The 21,187-nt window shown below is 62.2% G+C and carries 13 protein-coding genes and 2 pseudogenes; 2 read left to right on the plus strand and 13 right to left on the minus strand.

Annotated elements, in window-relative coordinates; all coding sequences use genetic code 11:
- Positions 1 to 43: 43 nt before the first annotated feature.
- Genes CWS50_RS01990 through CWS50_RS02015 form a run of 7 tightly spaced genes read right to left on the minus strand, consistent with a single transcriptional unit; the run spans position 44 to position 12,868 of the window.
- Positions 44 to 1,804 (minus strand): class I adenylate-forming enzyme family protein, encoded by a 1,761-nt coding sequence (locus CWS50_RS01990; protein ID WP_127841451.1) that lies wholly within the window; start codon positions 1,802 to 1,804, stop codon positions 44 to 46.
- Positions 1,801 to 2,628, minus strand: a complete 828-nt coding sequence (locus CWS50_RS01995) for a class I fructose-bisphosphate aldolase (RefSeq protein WP_127841452.1) — start codon at positions 2,626 to 2,628, stop codon at positions 1,801 to 1,803. The genes CWS50_RS01990 and CWS50_RS01995 overlap by 4 nt, the downstream gene beginning before the upstream one ends.
- Positions 2,629 to 2,652: 24 nt before the next feature.
- Complete coding sequence (locus CWS50_RS14010) at positions 2,653 to 3,288, minus strand: hypothetical protein (RefSeq protein ID WP_371854613.1); 636 nt, start codon at positions 3,286 to 3,288, stop codon at positions 2,653 to 2,655.
- On the minus strand, positions 3,285 to 4,181 hold the full coding sequence (locus CWS50_RS02000; protein ID WP_127841453.1) for an ACP S-malonyltransferase: 897 nt from the start codon (positions 4,179 to 4,181) through the stop codon (positions 3,285 to 3,287). Before CWS50_RS02000 ends, CWS50_RS14010 begins: the two co-directional genes overlap by 4 nt.
- Complete coding sequence (locus CWS50_RS14015; protein ID WP_127841454.1) at positions 4,178 to 5,104, minus strand: thioesterase II family protein; 927 nt, start codon at positions 5,102 to 5,104, stop codon at positions 4,178 to 4,180. Before CWS50_RS14015 ends, CWS50_RS02000 begins: the two co-directional genes overlap by 4 nt.
- 59 nt (positions 5,105 to 5,163) lie before the next feature.
- Positions 5,164 to 6,660 (minus strand): 4-hydroxyphenylacetate 3-hydroxylase N-terminal domain-containing protein, encoded by a 1,497-nt coding sequence (locus tag CWS50_RS02010; RefSeq protein WP_180342301.1) that lies wholly within the window; start codon positions 6,658 to 6,660, stop codon positions 5,164 to 5,166.
- A 13-nt stretch (positions 6,661 to 6,673) separates the two neighbouring features.
- Complete coding sequence (locus tag CWS50_RS02015) at positions 6,674 to 12,868, minus strand: alpha/beta fold hydrolase (RefSeq protein ID WP_127841456.1); 6,195 nt, start codon at positions 12,866 to 12,868, stop codon at positions 6,674 to 6,676.
- 371 nt (positions 12,869 to 13,239) lie between these two features.
- Between CWS50_RS02015 and CWS50_RS02020 the strand changes: the two are divergent.
- Positions 13,240 to 14,521: pseudogene (locus CWS50_RS02020) on the plus strand (ISL3 family transposase).
- A gap of 49 nt (positions 14,522 to 14,570) precedes the next feature.
- Here CWS50_RS02020 and CWS50_RS02025 read toward each other — a convergent pair.
- Together CWS50_RS02025 and CWS50_RS02030 are read right to left on the minus strand one after the other, a co-directional pair.
- Positions 14,571 to 15,719, minus strand: coding sequence for a 3-dehydroquinate synthase II domain-containing protein (locus tag CWS50_RS02025; protein WP_127841457.1), 1,149 nt, complete (start codon positions 15,717 to 15,719; stop codon positions 14,571 to 14,573).
- Positions 15,720 to 15,723: 4 nt separating this feature from the next.
- On the minus strand, positions 15,724 to 16,902 hold the full coding sequence (locus CWS50_RS02030; RefSeq protein ID WP_127841458.1) for an MFS transporter: 1,179 nt from the start codon (positions 16,900 to 16,902) through the stop codon (positions 15,724 to 15,726).
- Positions 16,903 to 17,328: 426 nt separating this feature from the next.
- On the opposite strand from CWS50_RS02030, the pseudogene CWS50_RS02035 reads away from it, so the two are divergent.
- A pseudogene (locus CWS50_RS02035) lies at positions 17,329 to 18,583 on the plus strand (transposase); the annotation flags it as partial.
- Between the two features lie 849 nt (positions 18,584 to 19,432).
- On the opposite strand, the gene CWS50_RS13760 reads toward CWS50_RS02035, so the two are convergent.
- Genes CWS50_RS13760 through CWS50_RS13355 form a run of 4 tightly spaced genes read right to left on the minus strand, consistent with a single transcriptional unit; the run spans position 19,433 to position 21,074 of the window.
- On the minus strand, positions 19,433 to 19,642 hold the full coding sequence (locus CWS50_RS13760; RefSeq protein WP_257494788.1) for a DUF4411 family protein: 210 nt from the start codon (positions 19,640 to 19,642) through the stop codon (positions 19,433 to 19,435).
- A complete protein-coding gene (locus CWS50_RS13765; protein WP_257494733.1) occupies positions 19,635 to 19,922 on the minus strand; it encodes a DUF4411 family protein in 288 nt (95 codons plus the stop codon). The genes CWS50_RS13760 and CWS50_RS13765 overlap by 8 nt, the downstream gene beginning before the upstream one ends.
- The gene (locus CWS50_RS13350) at positions 19,922 to 20,566 is read right to left on the minus strand and encodes an ImmA/IrrE family metallo-endopeptidase (RefSeq protein ID WP_243118413.1); all 645 of its coding nucleotides are present in this window, start codon (positions 20,564 to 20,566) and stop codon (positions 19,922 to 19,924) included. The genes CWS50_RS13765 and CWS50_RS13350 overlap by 1 nt, the downstream gene beginning before the upstream one ends.
- Positions 20,490 to 21,074: a hypothetical protein gene (locus tag CWS50_RS13355; RefSeq protein ID WP_243118414.1), complete on the minus strand. Its 585-nt coding sequence runs from the start codon at positions 21,072 to 21,074 to the stop codon at positions 20,490 to 20,492. The genes CWS50_RS13350 and CWS50_RS13355 overlap by 77 nt, the downstream gene beginning before the upstream one ends.
- Positions 21,075 to 21,187: the final 113 nt, after the last annotated feature.

The following is a 21,187-nucleotide window of genomic DNA, read 5'->3' on the forward strand; positions in this document are numbered from 1 at the left end:
GTCAGGCAGTGCCAGCGCAGAACCGCATCGGAAACTCGCTCGCTTACGAAGCGCCCTCAGGTGCTTCAAACGCCACATCAACGAGCCATTCATATTCTTCTCCGGTCGTTCCATCCACGGGGAGGAGCTCGGACAGCTTGCCTTTCAGAACCTTCCCCGTCACACCTCGAGGTATGAATTCCGGATGCACGATGTAGACACCACCAAGACAGACCATCCCACGCCCTTCGAGTCCTTCGTTGAACGTTCTCAGAAGCTCGGCCGCAGCCGGACCGGTCGTGTCTACACCCCAAGCGACCGCGACCGGCACAACGACCCCATCGTCCTTGGCGGGACCACGGACGACAACACAGTCAACCACTCTGTCGTCGAGTGTTAGCAGATACTCCTCCGTAAGCAGGCTGTAGCATACTCCGGAGGGGGTCTTCATCGCGTCAGTCACGCGGTCTACGTGGAAGAAGCGCCCCGATTCGTCGCGGTAGACAAGATCTCCTGTGAGAAAGAACCCATCGATCCTTGACCGGGCCGTTAATGCACTGTCGTTCCAGTACCCAACCGTTACCGACGGAGACTTGATACCCAGCCGTCCGACATCCCCGGGAGGACAGAGGTGACCGTCGTCGTCAAACACCCTTGCTGATACCCAGGCGTGCGGGCGGCCGACGCAGCGCTCATAGAGCGAACTCTGCGCTGTGTGTTGAGTGGGGAAGCTGATATGTCCCATCTCAGACGAACCTAGTCCATCAACGTATATCGATCCACTTGTCCGCTTTCCCCCACGGACACTATGTCCCTCTGCCACTAGACGGCGAATATGCGCCTCGTGGGAGGCGTCCCCGCTGCTGATCCAGTACCGAACCGAGGAGAAGTCACGACGGCCAGCGTGGCGAGTCGCCAGCTCAACGAAGGTGTGCGGAAATGCCGAAACACTCTCCGGGTGGACTTCCTCGATCCTGTCAGCAAGAGCATCGGGATCCGTGGATGGCACCACATGGACCCGGCCGCCGTCAAGGACTGCGTGTATCAGGAAAGCCAGCGATGCGTTATGAGTGGTGGGTAGCGCATGCACCCGCACTCCCCCAGGAACGCCTGCCTGCCGCGCAATGTTGTCGCGAATTCCGTGGAACCATTGCCCGTGGGCAAGAGTCGCCGCTTTCGGAAACCCTGTGCTGCCTGATGTGTGCGCGATTAGCACTGGGTCGCCGTATGAGTGCCGGAACCTCTCCATATCCGTGGCTGACTCCGCCGGTAGCGAGGTTAGGGCCACGTCAACGCAGAAACTGTCTCTGCAGAAGTCCCGAGAAAGGCCAGCGCGCTGAGCTGCCGAGCAGACACTCCCTTTGATGCCAACCTCAGAGAGATAGCGCTCCGCTACTTCCGGCTTCATGGCTCCGTTGACAACCGCAGCGATCGCCCCTATGGACGACAGGGCGCACAGGTGCACAAGTGCGTGAAAACCTTCATCGACGTATACGCCCACAACGTCGTAGGGCTGGATCCCCTTGTTCCGGTACCAAGTTGCCCATCGTTCAGATAAGTCTACCAGTTCACGCACAGAGAGAGCGCCCCTCGTTTCACCCTTTGCCAATCGCTGCGGGGACGAGAGAAACAGAGTCTGTCGCTCCGGGGCTCGAGATACCGCCATCGCCTTATAGGCGAAGTTCCCGATCCCAACGGACGCATCAAGATGCAGGCGGGCGAGCTCGATCGCGGTCATCGGCGCATCCTCGCCGACAACGGCCTCCAAGTCGCCCATCTGCGAGTCCTCTACAGCCTGGACCATCCCTGCCTCTGAGTTCGTCACTTCCCGGCCTCCGCCTCTCGCGCCTGTTCACCAGGAGAGCCGTCTGCAACAGTCACGTTGTGCCCCATCGGCAATGAGGCAATCTCAGCCAGGAACTGCGCAGGGTCCAGGTGCTGAAATACGTTGCGCCCAACGCACATGCCAAGGGCGCCGCTCCGCAGTCCGGCGCCTAACCGCTCGACAACTCTGCTTGGCTCATCGACTCCCCCGCCAGCCATGACAATGCATGCGTCATTACAGATCCCTTCAAGATACGGTCGCCAGAGGTCCTCGGTTGGGGGCTGTCGAACCTTGATAAATGTGGCGCCAATCTCAATCAGCGTTCGGGTGATAGCGCGGTGCATTTCCACCCATCCATCGCCGTCGTTCGGCGCGCCAGTGATGCTCAGCATAACCATTACCGGGAGGCCATACTGATCCGCCGCGCCAATCTGGCGCGCGATGGCTTTCAAATTTTCTCCAAAGCTGCCGCGCTCAGCACAGAACTCGACGCTCAGGCCGTCCGCGCCGAGCCTCACAGCATCCTCAGCGGAGGCAAGGATGGGTTTGTCAGAAGGGTTCTGAGCCCACCTAGACATCCCATTGGACTGCACGAGCACAGGTTTCTGTAGCGCCATGCCTCGCCCGGTGAGTGCCTTAAGGGTCCCGCGATGCATGACCAAACCGGTGATTGCCGGATTGTCCACCCACGACTTAGCAGCAGAGAAACTTTCGAGCCCCTTTGGCGGCCCTCCGGTAAGCCCATGGTCAAGCGCTACGAGAAGTGCTCTCCCGTCCTGGCCGGAGCTGAGGCGCGCAAGCCTGCGTGCGGTTCCAGTATCCATGTTTCGGCTCCTCTAGACTAGGTTCTAGTAACCACGCATCCGTCGATACTCTTCATAGGTATTTGGGCCTGGCTGCCGCTTCAACCACTGCCACTCGTCGAGCACTCTCTCCCGAGAAACATTCGGACTCCTGGGGTCTGCGCGATAATCCGTTATGAAGTTATTCATCCGCGCGGACGGTATCTGTGGGAGGCGCCCTTCGGTCTGCATGAGACCCCGCAAATGATTCACAAGGTCTGCGTATGTAAATACCGCTCCCGACGCCTGCTGTTGGCGACGCCAGTCATTCAGCCAATACCATTGACCTGACTTGCTAGGGAGGCCCGGACTCGTTTCTCGTACAGACTTGAGCAGGAACTCCTTTGTGGTGCGGTCTCCGACGTAGTTCGTCACCCGCGTGTCAAGACTCAGTTTGTCACGGGCCTGGCCCGCTTTTCTCGGCTGCACAGGCTTGCTAGTTGGAACGACGCCACTCTCTAGAAACCTCCGGATCAGATCCTCGAGATCAGTCTTGCGGCGATTTCCAACAGGAATTCCTATCTCCCGCGCGAACGCTTTGATCTCCGTTGCATAGAAGTACCCTCCATCAAACTCCTCCACCGACATGGAAGCGTGGAGACTGTCAGACCTTGCTCCGCTCTTGCGCCCGTTGTCTTTCATTGACGACCGACCACCTCGTCACAGTGCACCGCTTGGAGCACTTCGGAGGCAAAGCTCGTTACGATTGATCGTGGACCCAGTTCCTGGAACAGAACAGGCCCCTGTTTGGCCATGGCATGAACCCCATCGCGCCATCGGACAGGAGAGGTCAGCTGCTGCACCATTAGCTCGGTGATTTCAGTTCTATCTGATGGGTACGGCTCGGCCGTGACGTTAGAAAAGACGGGGATGCTGGGCGCGTTGACATCAATCTCGCCACTGAGCAGCCACTCACGGTAGGCGTTTGCCGCATCCCGCATGTACCTGCTATGGAAGGCTCCTCCGACGTTCAGCACTGTTGCGCGTCCAAGGCCTCTCTCCTCAACGCGTCGAGCCAGACCTTTCACCCGGTCCGCTGGTCCGGACACTGCGAGTTGTGTCGGCGAGTTCTCGGCGGCCAGATCACAGTCGGAGTACTCCTCGTCAAGAAGCCCGCGCAGACTTTCCGGGTCTGTCACCGACCCAATGGCCACCATCCCCCCGTGGAACGCGTGTTTCTCGGCCGCATATGCCATTGCTCGACCTCTAGCGAGTGCTACCTTCAAGCCGTCCCTGAGCGACATGACGCCTGCGCATACCAGGGAGTTCAACTCGCCCAGAGAGTGGCCTGCGGCGAGACTCGGACGGATGCCCATCCGCTCCAACTCCTGGGCATACAGTGCGTTTACGAAGAACAGGGCCGGCTGCGTGTTGTCTGTTCTGCGCAAATATGTGTCCTCGGCCTGACATAGTGATACAATGCTCTCCTGAAGAACGCCATCGGCCATGGACACCTCCGATGGGAAACTATCGAACAGTTTGGCGCCCATCCCCGAGAACTGCGCCCCCTGGCCAGGGAACAGGAACGCGATCATTCTGTATCTCCTTCAATTGTGTGAGCAATAGTGTCGTTGACTACCGCGCAAACCGTTTCCCGAGCGGAGTTCATGAAGAAGTGGCCGCCTCGAACTATGTGACCCAAGAAGTTGGCCTCAGTCAACTGCTCCCAATTCAGGGCACCAGCAAGTGGTGTTTCTGGATCCTCCAGTGCTGCGATTACTGTGAGATCAACCTGTACGGGCGGTAGGAATTGACTCGTCCACCCATCCACCAGCTGGAACTCTGACGCGATGCTCGCGAGGTATGGCTCAATCAGCCCAGGATTGTCAAGCACGCTTTCGGGCGTCCCTTGCAGGCGACGGAGCCGCGCAAGAAGCTGCTCCCTCGTCATAGCCGGTGCGTCTCTCTCGCACGGGCTCCTACTGGACGGAGCAGACCGGGCTGCGACGATGAGGTGAGCCGCGGGAAGCGAGGCCCCGTGGTCGCGCAACGCGAGGTAGGCAACCAGGGCTCCCATCGAATACCCCATGAGTGTCAGCGGGGAAGCGCCATGCTCCCTCTCTAGATCTTGAGCAAGCATCGCCACCGCACTCGCATACTCCTCAAGGCTTGTGAGAGGTGGCTCGCGGAACCGAGGCCCTCTCCCGGGGGGCTGCACCACGGCTACTTCGAGCCACTCTGCGGGCCCAAGATGGGCGAGCCACGGGTAGAAGGCACTGGCGTTCCCTCCCGCGAACGGAATGATCAAAAGGCGCGCCCTAGGCGGCCCCTTAGCGGGCCTGTGGAGGCCAAGCCAGGGAGATCGCGGGGATCCGTCCAGCCCGCGGCGGACCGGTGCCGTGACACCCGCGTTTCCCCGGCCTGGATCAACACTCTTCTCAGGCACTATCCACACCTCTCTCCAATCGACTGCTTGATGCCGCCCGCTCCACTCCTCCCTGTAGCGGGCAGATTTCACGTCACCAGGTTCGGCTCAACGGGCGTTCCAAACAAGGGGACATGACGCGAGACACACACCTAGACATCGCTAAGCGTCGAGGTATCTGCCAACTCATCCAGGACCGCTCGCTCGACATCACCGATCCCTTCGATCGCGTCAGCGAGACTCATTCGATTCCGGACCGGATCCCCACGGTTCCACAGCTCATAGATATGCTGCCTAGCGCCAAACTCCGTGCCAACCAGCCCACGCACGAGTCTGAACACAGCCGCCTTCCCCTCAGCATCAACACTGCACCCGCTCATGTATCGGGCCACAAGGTCTCTAAGAAGAGGCGCCTCCAAGTCACTTGCAGATGCCTGCATCACTGCGCCCGACCCGCTGATCTTGATCAGAATTTCTGTAAGGCGACCACTCACCTGCGCGGCAAAAGTATCCATAGCAAGAGTCGGACCGGGAGCCCATAGTCCGTAGTCCGTTGGCGACGCGTCTCGGAGCATCGAGTCAAGACACATGCGGGAGATCTCCACATACTGGGCTATCTCGCCAATCTCTGAACGGATCTCCCTGAAGGAATCGACGCCGATCGCTCGCGCCGCCAGTCGCGCTACAGCAAGTGTCGTCCTGAGCCGGTGGTGGAATCTGATCTGCCCAACATAGAGAGCCCACTTGTTGAGATGCCAGTATCCCTCAAGCGCTGCCTCTGCGTCGTCAAGCAGGAACACCCGGTGCGACGGAATGAATACGTCATCGAAGAAAACCATCGCATCCTGCTCATCGAATCGGTCGGCTAGATCGCCGATTACAGGATGTCGCCCCGCCATGGAGGGTCTGCACAAGAGGTTCAGGCCTTCAGCGTTCGTCGGAACCGAGAACCAACAAACGTGCTCTGGAAGGTCTCGACGGGCATAGGTAGGCGATAGGTATACAAGCAGCTCATGACTGTATGGCGCCAGGGTTGCCAGTTGCTTCGCGCCACGCACAACCATGCCATCACTGCTCCGGTCCACGACACGCAGGGCCATATCCGGGTTATCCTTCACGGACACGGACCGGTCCATCTGCGGGTCACCAATTGCGTGCGTAAGGACCAGGTCGTTTCCACGTGCATGCTCATAGAACCACTCGACGTTCTCCGCGAACCGGCGGTCGACCTTAGCAAGGCGAGACCTAAAGTCCCAGAGTCCAACAACGACGTTTGACATGAAGTCGGGCAGGCGCGGCATCAGCCCGAACGTGGTCTCCATCCATGCATGAGATGCGAGAGCCTTGCGATCGAGATCCTCACGAGTATGTGGAAGCAGGTAGGACAGGCTCGTCCTCATCCCGGACTCAGACGCATCGGTGACTGAATCTCGCAAGGGCGGCTGGCTCTGCCTGTCCTGCAAGCTGGCAAGGTAACGTGCCGGTCCCACGAACTGTGGGTCCCGGACGACGCTAACCCGCTCCCCCTCGTGCCACACTCGTCGCCCATCCATAAGGCTCTCGAGATATCGCTCGCCAGTCCAGACCCCCTTCGGCTCGCTTGCGCCCAGACGGGCAGCCTCGACGCTGACTTCGTCAACACTGCTCATGACGGGGTACTCCTTAGGCCTGCTCTGCGTGCCCATCATGGACACGGCTCATAAAGCGTTCAAATACTTCCAGGAAGTGGTTGGCGTGCGTTAGATACGGAAAGTGGCCCGCACCTGTGACGCATTCCAGACTGGCATTGCTGACCGCATCCGCGATCTCTGGAGAATGACGAGGTGAGATAATCTGGTCGACATCTCCGAAGACGCATAGCGTCGGTGCCACGACGCGTTCGAGAATGGGTTTGAGAGAGTTCTTTGTAGCCTCATTTAGGGATCGCAGTGCAGCGAGGAAGTTTACTTTCTGCGAGGAAAGCAGTACAGCGCGACTGTCCTCAACACGCGATCGCATCTCCTTGTCCCCGTCCTGCGGCTCCGCAGCGAGAACCGCGTCGAAGTCCTGGTGCAACGTGGCGACGGAAGACTCCGCCAACTGCATAAACTCGTCCGAGCTCATGGTCGACGGGTCCCCAGCCTCAAGGTCCGAGGCGTCATGGAAAGCGCCAACGAGAGTCAACGATCGGGTCAGATCCGGATAGTCCGCAGCGAAGTGTGTCGCTGACACAGATCCAAGGCACGAAGCCAGAAGGTGGTACGGGCCACTGATGTCCAGGCTCCTCGTCACATCGCGAAAGATCCGCGCGATGTCTCTGTTTCCACATCCGGACACCGCGTCACTCAGCCCATACCCCGGCGGATGCACCACCACTAGGCGGAACTGCTCACATAGCCTCGAGGACAGGAGATGCATCCACACCGGCGCCGTCAGCGCCACCGCAGAGAAGATGAGTACGGGCTCACCCTCGCCAACAGAGAAGTACTCGATCCGCCCCTCCTCAAGCGACACGGTGCCGTGCGTCAGGGCACTGCCTTCAGCCACGGCACTCTCCTCAGGATGCCCACTCTCCAGTTCACCGCTGTCAAGCAAGTCGGGGTAACAGCGCAGATACTCCTCAGTCTCTGCAGGAGAAACCACGCGGAGAGTTCGGACAGTGGGGGTTCTCGCCGCAGGGATTCCTGTGTCGGACGATGTGGAGTCTTGCGTTGCGCTCTCTTCTCTGCCCCTACCTTTCGAGAGCGGAGTTACGCCTGCAGTGGGCGAGAGTGCTTGTGCCACCTGGGGATGGTCTCGATCAAGGGCCTCTGCGATTGCCCGTACGGTGTTGTTTTCTAGGAGCAGGGCGGTAGGCACGGGCCCCAGCCGCTCCTCCATTGTGGCCTGGATGTTCACGACAAGCAGTGAATCGACGCCATAGTTGAGCAGGTCCACATCGGGGTCCAGATCAGCAACGTCAGCCTTGAGCATCTCCGCGAACAAGGCACGGAGCCCCCCGACCGTGTCCCGGATGTCAGACATTCCAGTTCGAGCTGACGGCAGGGGCATGGGGCCCCCTCGGGATTCTTGTCTCGTCGCGCTCTCTGTGGACTGCGGCTGCGGGGCGGGCCCAGCGGATGGCTCCTCGTTGTCGATAGCACGAGGTTCATCCCGCCGTGCCACTGCCGGCAACAGTTCGAAACCCATCCTCCGAAGAGCGGGCTCGTCCGCAACGGGCACGAGTGTTCCCGTCAGGTCCGCTCCAAGGACACTATTGAGTACATGGAGCCCTTGGTCAACCGATAGGCGGCCGATGCCTTTAGCCTCAAGCATCGATGCCACTGAGTCGTCTATCCCTTCCCAGAACCCCCAATTGATGGCAGAGACATTGAGTCCGTGGACACGCGCCTCAGCGGCGGCACCTACCTGGTACGAGCATGACGCCGTATAAGCTGACCAACCTGCACTACCCACCGGAACGTCGACTGTCGAGAACAGCACAGCGAAGGAGATCGGGTGCTGACGCATTAGCGCGATAACCGAGTCCGTCCCGGCGATCTTGCCACGAAGAAGCTCCCGGAAGTCTTCCGCAGTGAGGTCCGGGATCCTGCGGATATCTCTGGTCATGGCCAGGTGGAGGATCCCGTGGACGGGGCCCATCCTCTCAATCGAGTGGTGGTACGCCTCCTCGAACGCCCTAGCATCGGCTACGTCCGCACGGACATGCAGAAACTGACCTCCTGCCTCGCGGACCTCGCGAGCGACCTTCTCTGCCTGCTGGCTGAGCTCACCGCGCGAGACCCATGTGATCCGTGCCCTCTTGCTTCTCGCCAACGCAAGTGAGAGCTGGCGTCCTACTGTTCCGTTCCCGCCGACAAGGAGGTAGTGGCCCTCCTCCTGGAACTGCTCCTCAGGAGGAGGGAGCTCCCGCCGTTCCTGTATGTGCTCTTGATACAGTTGACCGGAATAGAGGGCGTAAGGACGATCATGATCACTCCACTGAGGGCACTCAGCAACCCATGCCGCGGTCTCGGCAGTCAACGGCTGCCCGGTCTCGATGTCGAGGTGCGCAATAGGGCGGTCGCACTCACGGGCCAGCGTCCGGACGTATCCCCCTAGCCCGGTAGCCGCAGGAGCTTGGTCGGCGGCTGGTGCAGCCCCGCGAGTAACCACTGTGAAGGAGGCCCGCTTGTCATGGAGCAGATCTCGAGCGATAGCCTGCTGGGCGAGCTGATGCAGCAGAATCAGCTCGTCCGCCGCCTGAGAGGGATCACCGGAACTCAGGAAGACGATGGTCTCGGGATCTTCGGCCAGCTCCAGACACGCCCGAGCAGCCAAGTCATCAGCAAGCGCCACCGTCCAGTTTCCATCCGCCTGAAGCGCGGAGACAGCGGAGGGTTTTACCACGATGGTCTGGCAGCTAGCCTGGCGGTACTGGGGCGTCGCAGCGATCACCCGCGCATCCATTTCCGACGGTGCCACGATGAGGACGCGTTGGATCGGCCTGGTCCGGTCCTCTTTCGTGACGGGCCTGGCGATGGCGTTCCACTGACTCTCGAAGTACCGGGGTGTGCGGCTGTCGGTGGACCCAACAGGCAGTCGCCCCAACGATGCGACTCGTGTGCAGGTGAGGATCGGACTGCCCTCTGCGCTGACGAGCACCACCTCAAACGCCCCGGGCGCTTCAGCACGGGCGATGATTCGTCCAGCTCGCGGTACCGCAGCGTGTCGAATGACCCGCCCCAAGATGGCTGGCGATCCCTCAACATGGCCGCCGACCAGGTCGATGATGGCTTGGAGCGCGGCACCAAGGTCGTTCTCGATGCCGTTAGAGAAGTCACCTTCCAACACGGTCTTACCGCTATCGCCGGCACGAGCACGAGGCTCGATCAAGGGACCACTCGGGACTCGATACGGCGCAAGAAAGCCCTGCAGGACGGCCTCGTCACCGATGTATCCCTCGACCAGGACCCCTGTCTCGGCACTTACATCGATGCTGATTGCACTGAGCTCCGAGCCCTCAAGAGTGTTCTTGTCTAGGAGAGCCCAACTCGGGGACAGCCCAGCCACAATGGAAGAGGAGTTGTCAGGCTCGATTGCCTCAATCACGCCGCTAATGACCCGGGCCTGCGCACCAAGCTCGCGCCGCCCACTCGGGGCAAGCGAGAGTGTTGGCTTCCCCCGCTCAACCGATTGACCCAGATCAACGGACGAATGGTTGCTCGAGCCGTGCGGGTTCTGCGGCTCCAAGGGCGTGGGCCGCTGAGTGGGCGCCCAGCACACCTGATGATCAAACGGATAGAGAGGGAGGTCCACATGCATTGGGATGTTTCCTGCATGGTCCTCAAACGCGATGTTCAGGCCACTGGCCCAGAACTCGGCGATGCGTTCCAGTCGCCGCCCCTCTAGGAGCTGTGCGATAAAGCCCTCGCGGACCTCACCCGCAAGTCGCGCTGCCTCATCAGCAGTCGCGTTCCCGACGAAGACCGTCTCGCCACTGCAGTCCTCGCCTGCGACAAGCTGGTTGAGGATGGACAGCAGGTCGTGCTGGTCTCCAGTAACAACAGCAACGCGGTGGCGATGGAAGTCTCGCGCGATCTGCGTCGTACGAGCAACCGATTGCAGCCACGCCCGCTCAGCACTGATGCTACTCGGCAAGCAGCCCGGAACAGCGCGGAACTGAACCTCCTCAACGACGTCGTCAACGGCAAGGTTATGCTCGAGCCCTGACTCAGGGAACCATACTCCTGCACGTTCAGCAATGAGCTCTCGTAGGGAGCTGGCGCCCCCAGTCTCAGCAAGAAGATCAGCAAGCCGGTCACTACCTCGAATGTGTCGAGGCGCTACTCCCGCCGCGTCCGCGATGGCCTGGATTACCGCTTCCCGCACCGCCTGGGCGTGCTCGCCCGAATGACGTGAGGAGAAGTTTTCCAGGAGATGCACGTACGCTCCGAGAAGCAGTCGGAGCGATGCCTCCGACGCGGCAGAGAAAAGAAAAAGCTCCTCCGCTTCGGGGGCCGCCGCCGGAACCGAGTCTTCCTCGTGCACGGACTCGATCAGGGCATGCGCGTTGGCTCCGCCCGCGCCGAAGCAATTGATCATCGCGCGGTATGGCTCGGCAAGACCGTCGGCACCAACGCGTGGCTTCCACGGCTCGAGGTGCACTTGCAACTCAAGTGGTGAGTCCTCGAAGGTGATGTTGGGATTGACGTCCGCAGCGTGGATCGACGGAGCGAGTCGATGATGCCGCATCTGCTCTAGCGTCTTGATGACGCTTGCCACACCGGCAGCCGACTCTGCATGCCCGATGTTCGATTTCACCGACCCGATTGGGATGTCCGACCTACTTGCCCCCCTTCGCTTGAGTGCTTCGCTCAGTGCCCGGACCTCAATCGGATCACCAAGCTTTGTTCCGGGGGCATGGGCCTCTACATAGTCGATGCTGTCTGCAGAGATCCCAGTGGCGTCGAACGTCCCATCGATGAGGCGGGACTGTGCCTCCACGTTGGGCATTGTCATGTTGTTGACTGTACCGCCATGGTTAACACCTGAGTGTCTTAGAACGCCAAGGATCCTGTCCCCGTCACGGCGCGCTGCACGTAGTGACTTCAGAACCAACGCCCCCGAGGCCTCAGCCGGCACATACCCATCTGCGTCTGCCGCGAAAGGACGGCATCGTCCGCTGCGAGCCGCGAATCCTGTGCGGCTCAACACGAAGTATTTGTTCGGGTGCGTTGTAAGGTTTACGCCACCGGCGACCGCCATGTCGCATTCACCGTTCAGAATGCTCTGCGCCCCCAGATGAAGAGTGGTGAGAGAGCCGGAACACATTGTGTCTACTGGCAGCGACGGGCCAGTTAGGTCTAGCGCATAGGACGCCCTGTTTGCGATGGTCGCGTAGGACCCGCCCGCCTCCGCAGTCATGGAGCCGTAGTGCTGATACGAACCCCACATGACAGCAACGAAAAGGCCTACCTGAAGCCCCTCTCGCCTCCGCCGCGGATATTGAGCATCCTCAAGCGCGTGGTACACAGTCTCTAGGAATACACGTTCTTGGGGGTCCACCGACTCCGCCTCGAGCCTTGACATGCGGAAGAACGAAGGATCGAACAGACGATGGTCCGGGATGAATCCACCCCACTTGCAATAGGATGTACCTGCGATTCCTGCCCGCTCATCCCAGAAGTCTCGCCAGTCCCATAGCCGGTCGGGAATCACCTCAATGCAATCATCGCCTTGCGTCAGATGGCTCCAAAACTCCGCCACACTCCCAGCCTTCGGAAACTGTCCAGCCATTCCGATGATGGCCACGTCACCGCTTCGGGAAACCTCGGGCTCCTCGAGCGGACGAGTCTCAGTGGTGGCAGCGAGGGCCGTCTCACTAGGGACGGTTGCCTGCGTAGAGGCGCCCTTTAGGGTTCTACTGTCTGCGTTGACAGAGTGAACTACCTCACTGCTGAACCCTGGAGCGAAAATGGGAGGAAGAATCCCTGTTGTGCCGCGTGCATCCAAGGAGCGATCCGCGCGGTTCACAACAGGCTGAGGCGTGGCGCTCGCGTCTATGAATGGAGCCACGCCATCCTCGTCAGCGTGGCGCCCTTTCTTTGCCGAGCCGCCGTCAAGGTCAAGCGAGTCGCCACGCTCAGTCCCCTCGCCACCCCGAATCGAGGAGAGGTGCGTGACCAGCGACCCGAGCGTATCGAATTCAAGCATCAGGGACTTGCTCAGCGGACCGAAGTGCTTCTCGAGACGCTCGACAATCCCCACACTCAGGACGGACTCAATCCCAATGTCACGAAGCCGTGTCTCTGCCTTGAGGCTCTCGACAGGAAAACCGGTCTCCGCCTCGATCGCGTTTGACACGAGCTCGTTGCACACCTCGGGCGTGTTCGACATTCTGGGCCCTCCCCACCTTGGACGTGCTCCGCTTATCCACCCAACTGGCGACCGCCATTTGGGCCTCTCGGGGCTCACTGACAGCGTCCCCCGGTATCACGCTCCAGCGCCTAGACCGGGCTCCCCGGCCCCGCCCATACCCTGGCTACGCGACGCGAATGTCCGTCTATCTTATCACACCGCGAACCGCGCGGACAACCGGCTCTTCGTGTTTGGGGTGTGGTAAGTGAGGGTTATTGGTGTGTTAGGGCTGGGGGTGGTGGGCGCGTCGTTACGGCGGGTAGGGGTTGAGGTCCCTGGATGATGGGAGCTGCTAGACAACCGTCACGAGAGACCTCGACGCGCCTGAGACTACCGTTACTGGCCCTGATCTGACGACCTTCCGGGGCCTGGACGCCCTGGGGCTGACCGCGGTGGGCTAGCACCTCACCCCGACGAGAGCCATTGTGGAGTGCCGCATGCCGACCGGGTTTGAGGACCTGTTCTGCAAGGCCTGCGGGGCTCAGGGGCAGGCTCGTGGGACGGTGTCCCGGCCTGGCCCATATACCGACGGGATGGCGACCCACGAAGCTGGCGGTGCGCGTGCGGCGCTTCGCCTGCACCCACTGCCGCCGGGTGTGGAGACAGGACACCTCAGCCCTGGCCCAGCCGCGGGCGCGGCTGACGCGCTCAGCGGTGGAGTGGGGGATGCGTGCCCTTGCCCTGGAGTGCATGTCGGTCTCCCGGGTAGCAGCCGCCCTGGGGATCTTCTGGCATACCGCCAACAACGCAATACTGACCCTGGCCGAGCAGATCCTCAACGAGACGCCCGACCGACTCAAGGGGGTGGAGGTTCTTGGAGCTGACGAGCACGTGTGGTACCACACCAGGCGTGGTGACTGCTATGTCACCGTGATCATTGACCTGACCCCCGTGCGCGACCGGACGGGACCGGCTCGCCTGCTGGGTATGGTCCCGGGCCGGTCCAGGAAGGCCCTCAGGACCTGGCTCGCCCAGCGCGACCAGGACTGGCGTGAGCAGGTTGAGGTGGCGGCGACGGGGCGGTTTCACCGGGTTCAAGAACGCCGTCGGCGAGGAGATCCCACAGGCCCGGGCGGTCATGGACCCCTACGCGCGTCGTGTCCCTGGCAGGAGACAAGCTCGATGAGTGCCGCCGCATCCAACGAGCGATCACGGGCCAACGGGGCCAGGCGGGTGACCAGCTCTACCGGGCCAGACGCACCCTACTGACCGGGGCCGGCCTGCTCACCGACGCCCAGGCCGAGCGCCTGGAGAACCTCTTCGCTGATGATCGCCACGCTGCGGTCCGGGCCGCCTGGGGCCTCTACCAGCGCCTCATCCAGGCCTACAGAGCCGAGGACCCAGGCCTGGGAAAGTACCTGATGCAACGGCTCATCGACTCCTTGAGGCAGGCCGTCCCCGACGGGCTGGAGGAGATCCAGGCACTGGCCAGGACCCTGACCGAAAGAGCCGCCGACACCCCTGGCCTACTTCGACCACCCCCGCACCTCCAACGGCCCCACCGAAGCCATCAACGGGCGCCTCGAGCACCTGCGCGGCATCGCCCTGGGATTCCGAAACCTCACCAGCTACACCACCCGCAGCCTCATCCACACCGGATGCCTTAAGGACCACCTGACAGAAACCACCTAAACCAGCCAATAAGCCCCGCCTACCACACCCTCAAGCACGAAGAGCCCCCTTACCATTCCTCGATGGTCTCAGAGACTGCGATTCCCACGTGCCGCCCTGGCTCCGCTAGATGAGCGAGCACCTCGTCTCCGGGCTTAAGCTCCGTGATGTTTCGAACCGACCCATCCGCTCCAAAGATACGGACATGCCAGTCGTCTTGCATGAGGATGTTGATGCGTTCGCCGCTCTCGAACTCAGCCTCCAGTAGCCGAAGCGGCCTAACCTCTGTCTTTACACGCCCAACGGGGACGTTCCGAGAGACGCCTTCAGTACTGACTACAGAGACTAAGGCGCCGGCCCTAAGCTCTGACATGTACTGCGTTCGCCCATCGGAGGAATAAACATAACTATGAATACCGCCTGCGTTGATGCGGAAGGGTCGCTTTTCCATGTAGGGGAGGAAAAACACCTCGGAGCAACAAAGGAAACCGCCCTGCGATGTTGATCCGACTATCATCCCCTCGGATTCGCTGAACAAAGTGGCTGTGTCGATACAGCTTCGTTGACCCATGCCGACCGCCCTGCTCTGGGTGATGCGAGCCGTCTGAAGCGTTAGTGTGCGCGAAGCGGCCGCCTCAATGACCTCCATAAAGGAGGCCATGGCCGCGTGCGAGGATGGCGTGAAGACAACTCCATCGCTCCCGTTTTCCATGACACCCAGTGAGATGCGAGCTGCCTCGACCCCGTCCTCCTTAGGAATGTCCTTCAGCACGATTGTCTGAGAATTCTGAAGCTCTGCAATGACGAGCTCCATCGGAATGTTCGTGGGATCCGTAAAGCGAAGAAGCACAAAACGGTTAGCCCGGGCATTGTCAATGGCCGCGTGGAGCGATTCGCCGTCTGTGATGCTCGCGTCCAAGCACGTAAGGATCCCCCGCTGACGCGCCACCTCGAGGACCTCTGCGCAATCGCTTAGGATGACGAGACGGTTCGCGTCGTCCCACTCGTCGAGAAACTCGTCCGTCTCGTTAGCGTGAAGCTGAACGACCCGCAACAGTGAGGGTGAGAGACGCTGGTCGTACTCCACCGCCTCGTCGGGACTGAGAATCGCACCGGTGAACTGCGAGTGACCGAGACGATCGATCAGATCGGTGTCCAGGAGGTCTCGTGCGGAAAACCAAGCATGGACGCTGACTGTTGGGTCTTTCTGGACTCTCATCAAACTACTCCTGAGTGGGCGTAACTGGACTGTGGGGAGTAAGCGGCTGCGTCATTCCGTGACGGTGCTGAATCACGACCATCACGATTGCGATGACCTCGAAAATGCCGCCAACCCAGCCGAGGTCGTGTAGTGCGCCGGTGTGCAGGACGAGTCCGCCTACCAACCCACCCAGGCCCATGCCGAGGTACATTGCCGACGCATTCAGGGACATGAGTACAGGGGCTAGGTGTGGGCCGAGTCGGAGGAGTCTGGCTTGCTGGGGTGGGGTTAGCATCCAGCCCGCTGTTGACCAGAGAAGGACCGCCAGAATGACGCCAGTCTGAGAGTTGTGTAGCAGAGATGTAAGGAAAAGCCCTAGGCCCCCTCCAGTGAGGCCGATGATGAGGGCGGCCGCTGCTCCCCATCGGTCGAGTGCGCGCCCACCTCCCAGGTTTCCAACCACCGAGGCCACGCCGAAGCCAAAGAAAATCCACGGGAGAGCCGAGCCCGAGACGTTGGCAACGCCCTGGAGCATTGGCCCCATGAATACGTAAAGAACGTATCCGCCTAACATCCACACCGTGATGCTGCCGAGCATGAGGAGTACGGAGGGGTGGGCCGCTACCGATACACGCTCCCGCAGGGGGGTCGGGGGAGGTCCAGGGACCTCCGCGAACTGGGTCGAACAAGCGATGGCCGCGACAGCACCGAGCAGGGCCACTAGCCAGAAGCTGAAGCGCCAATCGAACTGGTTGGTCACGAAGATCCCGATCGGAACTCCAAGGACGATGCCTGCAGTCATCCCCGAAGTGACGACGGCAAGTGCACTGCCCTGACCGTCCTCCGGGGCCGTCATTGACGCCACCATCGGGGTAACGGCTTGGAAGACACCTACGGATAGTCCCGCTAGAACCCTTGCCACCAGGAGAAGCCAGAACCACGGCGAGACCGCTGCAAGGATGTTGAAAGCGGTGAACGCGGCCAGGCTTGCGGTAAGTGCCAGCCGCGGGGGGATCGAACCGAGAGCTGTGACCAGGAGAGGAGCGAGCACTGCAATGCTCAAAGCGAACGAAGTTTCGAGTAATCCCGCAGACGCTACAGATACGCCAAGGTCGCTAGAGATCGGTCTAAGAATCCCCGCGACGACGAATCCGTCGACGCCAACGGCGAACATTCCCAAGGCGAGCGAAAGAAGCTTCATGTGTTCCCTGTCGATGTGCGTCCAACCAAGAGCAGCGCTAGAGGGTCCGGCTGAGCGCACACGCCCAGCACATTCCCCCACGACGCCGACCTAGATGGCATTGTGCCAATGAGACGACGTGTCGTCAAGGCCGTCTGAGGTCGGCGATTACTGAAGGTTACGAAACAATGAACGGTCTATGGGAGGCGGCTCGGGAGCACCATGGTGTAGCCGCGGTAACGGTCTGACGCGTTCGTACGGGTGGCTGGGCCTCATCAGTGACGCTCCCCGGCAGGAGGCTCGGTCCTACGCCGTGCCCGGTGATGACAAGGCCTGGCCTCGGGGTTTTGTGGTTGAGGGGCTGAGGCGGGGGTGAAGGTGTCGTTTCGTCTGGAGTGGTGTGGGTTGTTGGGGTCTGTCGTGTTTCAGGGGAGGGACAGCTTCGAGGTGGGGACTGCAGCAGGGTTGTGCTTGTTGGTGGGTGTCGGGACCGGCTGGGTCAACGTGCTTGCTCATGGTGGTGGAGTGCTGCTGGCCGAGACGGTGCGCGCCCGTGGGCTGGACGTGCTGCTGTCACAGGTTCTGGCGCCGTGGTCCAGGCTGCTGGCGCGCCATGACCCGGTCAAGGTCGTCCTCGACCTGGCGCTGTCGCTGGTGGTTGAGCGCGCGGTGGTCCTGGCCAGGGCGCGCCGCGCGGGCTGGACCCTGGCCGGAGCGTGGGCGCTGACGGCCGCTGTCAGCGCCCAGCGGCCGCTGGTCACTGATACCGGCGCCACCTTGGTCACCGCCCACCCTGACAATGAAGGAGGGGGGTGGCACCGACCTTCAAGAAGGGCAGGAAGGGGCTTTGGGCTCCGTCCCTTGACCGCGTGGACCGACCACGGTCCCCAAGGTGCCGGCGAGAACGCCGCGGTCATGCTGCGGCCCGCGAGCGCGGGGTCGGACACCGCCGCCGACCATGAGGCTGTCATCGCCGTGGTGCTGGCCCGTGTGGGCCTGGGTCCCGGGCCCGGACGCAAGGTGCTCGTGCGCACCGACGCCGCTGGTGGGACCAAGGCCACCTTGGCCGCCCTGGAGCGCAGAGGGGTGTCCTGCAGCGTCGGACTCACCCTGCCCAGTGACATGTCGCGGGCCTGCAGGCTGGTCCCCGCCCAGGCCTGGACCCCTGCCTGCGGCGCCGACGCGGCCCCCGCGAGGCGGCGGACGTGGCAGGGCTGACGGACCTGGTCGACGTGGGCGGGTGGCCCAGGGCCACGCGTGTCATCGTGCGCCGCGAAAGACCGCGCCCCGGCGCCCGGCCCAGGCTCGACGACGTCGACGGCTGCCGGCTGACCGCCTTTGGGACCAGCACCAGGACCGGCCAGCCCGCCGACCTGGAGGCAGGCCACCGCCAGCGGGCCAGGTGCGAGGACCGTGTCCGCCGCGCAGGGCACCGGGGTCGACCGCGTGCTGCTGCAGGCCCTCGCGGCCAACCGCACCTGGTGCCAGGTCGTGGCCCTGGCCCGCGACACCCTCGCCTGGGCGCAGGTGCTCTGCCTGGCAGACCACCCCGCCCGCAGGTGGGCGCCCAAGCCCGTGCGCCACCGCCTGCCCAGCGTGCCAGCTGTCATCACGCGCCACGCGCGGCGCACCACCACCCGCTGCAAGACCCCCAGCCCCCTTCGCCGACCTGCTGACCCCAGCGATCACCACCCTGCGCGCACGCCGACCCACAGCACCAGCAAACCACCACCCACCCACCAGCCCCAGGAAGGACCCGCCAGCAGGCAAGGCCCACCCACCGCGACCACACGCCCCACCCCGCCACACCCACACGCCACAACCAACCCCACCCCAACAAGCCCACCCACCCCACCCACGAAACAACAAGGCCAACAGCGACCGGTAGTGTTCCTTGGAGGTGTTCTTTGGAGGTGGCGGCCTCCTTGAGCACTAGGAGCGACCTGCGAGGGAGTCGCAATGGCGGCAGCCGTGACTCAGGTAGTTTCCGGCGCGCTTGGACTGGCGAGTCTTGATCGTCTGCGCCAGAGGTGAACCAGACGGGCTGAGACACGTCCCTGACGTACGCAACAAACATGCCGTCAACCGCCGGAAGGGCGGAATAAACGTCCGTGACTCCTTGGGGATGCAGGAGGGCTGGGACATAATTCGTCGAACGGCACCTCCAGCATCTCCATTCAATGCCATGGACGACCAGGGGGATTCTCTCGCCCGCGAGTCCCCGAAGTAGCTCCTGGGCGGTTTTGGCCAGGGAGCCCGTGCTCCTCCTCTTGATCTTGGCCCTGTGGATGGTTTGCGTCTTCGCCAGCCAAACACAATGTTCCACGTGCTCTGTCAGGAGTGTGCGGTACAAAGGGATGTTCGGACTTCTGGCCCGTCCAACCAGGTGTTACCGGATTCCACTTACGACACGGATCTGCTGCGAAGCGGGCTGAGGAACGCGAGGCAGCCTACTCCAGTCGCACCAGCGTCCCCCCGCACCGTCACCGCGAAGATGTCGAGCCGTGAGATAGGTTCCTGCCGATCCCAGCCCTTGGATGATCGGCTGGCGCTATCGGCGCAGTCCGAATGAGGCACCGGTACGGCGAAGCATCTCGAAGGTGCTGCCCCAATTGACGTCAAGAGCCCGGCAGGCGTCAGGGGTCTTCACACGCTTGCGAGAGCCTGATCCGGCAGTCTCATGGGTGACCACCGTGCACGAGTGCGCCGCCGCGTGGGCGACAAGATGGAAGTCGGCGGCGTCCGTGGAGAACTCATCCAGAGCTGCCTGGGTGAAGTCCTGAAGAGTGAGCCCAGGTGGACAACGGGGTGAAGAACGGCGTCGTCAACTGGTCGACTGGGTGGAAGAAATCTCGGTGCCCCTTCGTCCAGTCACTGAGCTCGTCGTCACCCCGGAAGAGCTCGTCACGCACCTTGTCGATGCTGAACACCCGACCCTGGTCATGCGCCTGATCGATCCACTCCCAGAATCCGGGCGCAATGTCAAAGGCATAGTAGCCGTTTTTCGCCTGAATAAGGACGTTGGCGTCGACGAGGTACATCAGGTTACCCCCACCCTCTGAGCCAGTCCCTCAAAGGTCGAGTGCTTGACAGTCCCGAGCAGCCGGTAGGCGTCCCGGTACGTCGTCCGCCCCTCCAGGGTGGAGGAGACCACGGCCCGGGTGAAAGAATGCCCGAGGCGTCGCAGCGGGGTGTGGTGGTAGTTCCCACCTCCGCCACGGTTGCGCCCAGTCTGCATAAGCCCCATGACACGTTGGCGCTCGGCGTCGTACTGGGCCATGTACTCGTCCCATGTGAGGAATCCAGCGTCCCGGAGCCTTGTAAGCACCACAAGGGTGCTTACCTTGTGATGAGAGGCTAGCCGCTTCAGTTCATCCTCATCGTGACTTCCTGCCCACTCCGCCCGGAGCGAGTCGAGGGGGACGAGCACCTGTGCGGCAACCTGGTTGCACCAGCGCTCCTCCCGCTTCTCGCCCTGCGTACCACCAGCAGCCGCGTCGGAGAGCGCGCTGTGTCCCAGCCACAGGTGGGCGAGCTCGTGGACGAGGGTGAAGACCTGCGCCGCCTTCGTGTCGGCCCCGTTGACAAAGACGAGCGGGGCGACGTCGTCAGCCAGGGCAAAGCCTCGGAACTCCTCCGAGTCGAGTCTGCGGTGCGTGTCCGAGCCGACGACCCCGTTGACCATGACCAGGACACCGATGGTCTCGGCGCGCGATGAGATCCGTCATCGCATCAGACCAGCTGGTCACGGACCGCTCGTCCAGACGGAGCGCGGCATGAATGCAGTCGGCGGCGTCGTCTACCGGAGTGGTCAGCGTCGCGGAGCCGACGAGGTCGAGTGGGGCAGCCCCGGCCTCCAGGGCCTCGTCGCGGTACCAGTCCTGGCGCCTTTGGCACAGGTAGATCGTCTCCAGCAGGTCGGCCGACGGATCGCGCACTCCGGCGTCGCGAGGAGTCCGCATGTCTGGGACAGGGACGTCCTCGACCGACGGCTCGGGCAGGAACAGCATCCCAAAGGGCGTGTGGGTGCTGGCCGCGAACTTCTCCATCTGCTTGAGAGTGGGGCGCACGGAGCCGTCGATCCAGCCGTCAAACTGCGGCGCGCGACGGTGGACGGTCTCCTCGTTCCAGCGCGCCCGCCTCACGGCCCAGCGCAGCAGGTCAGGCGCGACATCCACACGCACGACGGTCATGGCTCCTCCTTCCGCGCCCCCGCTCCCCACGCACCAGTCTGCCCCACGCCACCGACACCTGTGCTGCCCCGACCCGTGAGGGGGTGCACACCGGGGGTGGCGGCACCGCCATG

It is taken from the genome of Actinomyces wuliandei (assembly GCF_004010955.1).
In the GTDB taxonomy this organism is placed as follows: domain Bacteria; phylum Actinomycetota; class Actinomycetes; order Actinomycetales; family Actinomycetaceae; genus Actinomyces; species Actinomyces wuliandei.

Bases quoted from the DNA above. Each gene is read 5' to 3' on its own strand.
- CWS50_RS13765 (WP_257494733.1), bottom strand. From the start codon at position 19,922: ATGTACCTCGTCGACGCCAACGTCCTTATTCAGGCGAAAAACGGCTAC.
- CWS50_RS13355 (WP_243118414.1), bottom strand. From the start codon at position 21,074: ATGACCGTCGTGCGTGTGGATGTCGCGCCTGACCTGCTGCGCTGGGCC.
- CWS50_RS13350 (WP_243118413.1), bottom strand. From the start codon at position 20,566: ATGGTCAACGGGGTCGTCGGCTCGGACACGCACCGCAGACTCGACTCG.
- CWS50_RS02025 (WP_127841457.1), bottom strand. From the start codon at position 15,719: ATGAGAGTCCAGAAAGACCCAACAGTCAGCGTCCATGCTTGGTTTTCC.
- CWS50_RS02000 (WP_127841453.1), bottom strand. From the start codon at position 4,181: ATGATCGCGTTCCTGTTCCCTGGCCAGGGGGCGCAGTTCTCGGGGATG.
- CWS50_RS02015 (WP_127841456.1), bottom strand. From the start codon at position 12,868: ATGTCGAACACGCCCGAGGTGTGCAACGAGCTCGTGTCAAACGCGATC.
- CWS50_RS02030 (WP_127841458.1), bottom strand. From the start codon at position 16,902: ATGAAGCTTCTTTCGCTCGCCTTGGGAATGTTCGCCGTTGGCGTCGAC.
- CWS50_RS14010 (WP_371854613.1), bottom strand. From the start codon at position 3,288: ATGAAAGACAACGGGCGCAAGAGCGGAGCAAGGTCTGACAGTCTCCAC.
- CWS50_RS02010 (WP_180342301.1), bottom strand. From the start codon at position 6,660: ATGAGCAGTGTTGACGAAGTCAGCGTCGAGGCTGCCCGTCTGGGCGCA.
- CWS50_RS01995 (WP_127841452.1), bottom strand. From the start codon at position 2,628: ATGGATACTGGAACCGCACGCAGGCTTGCGCGCCTCAGCTCCGGCCAG.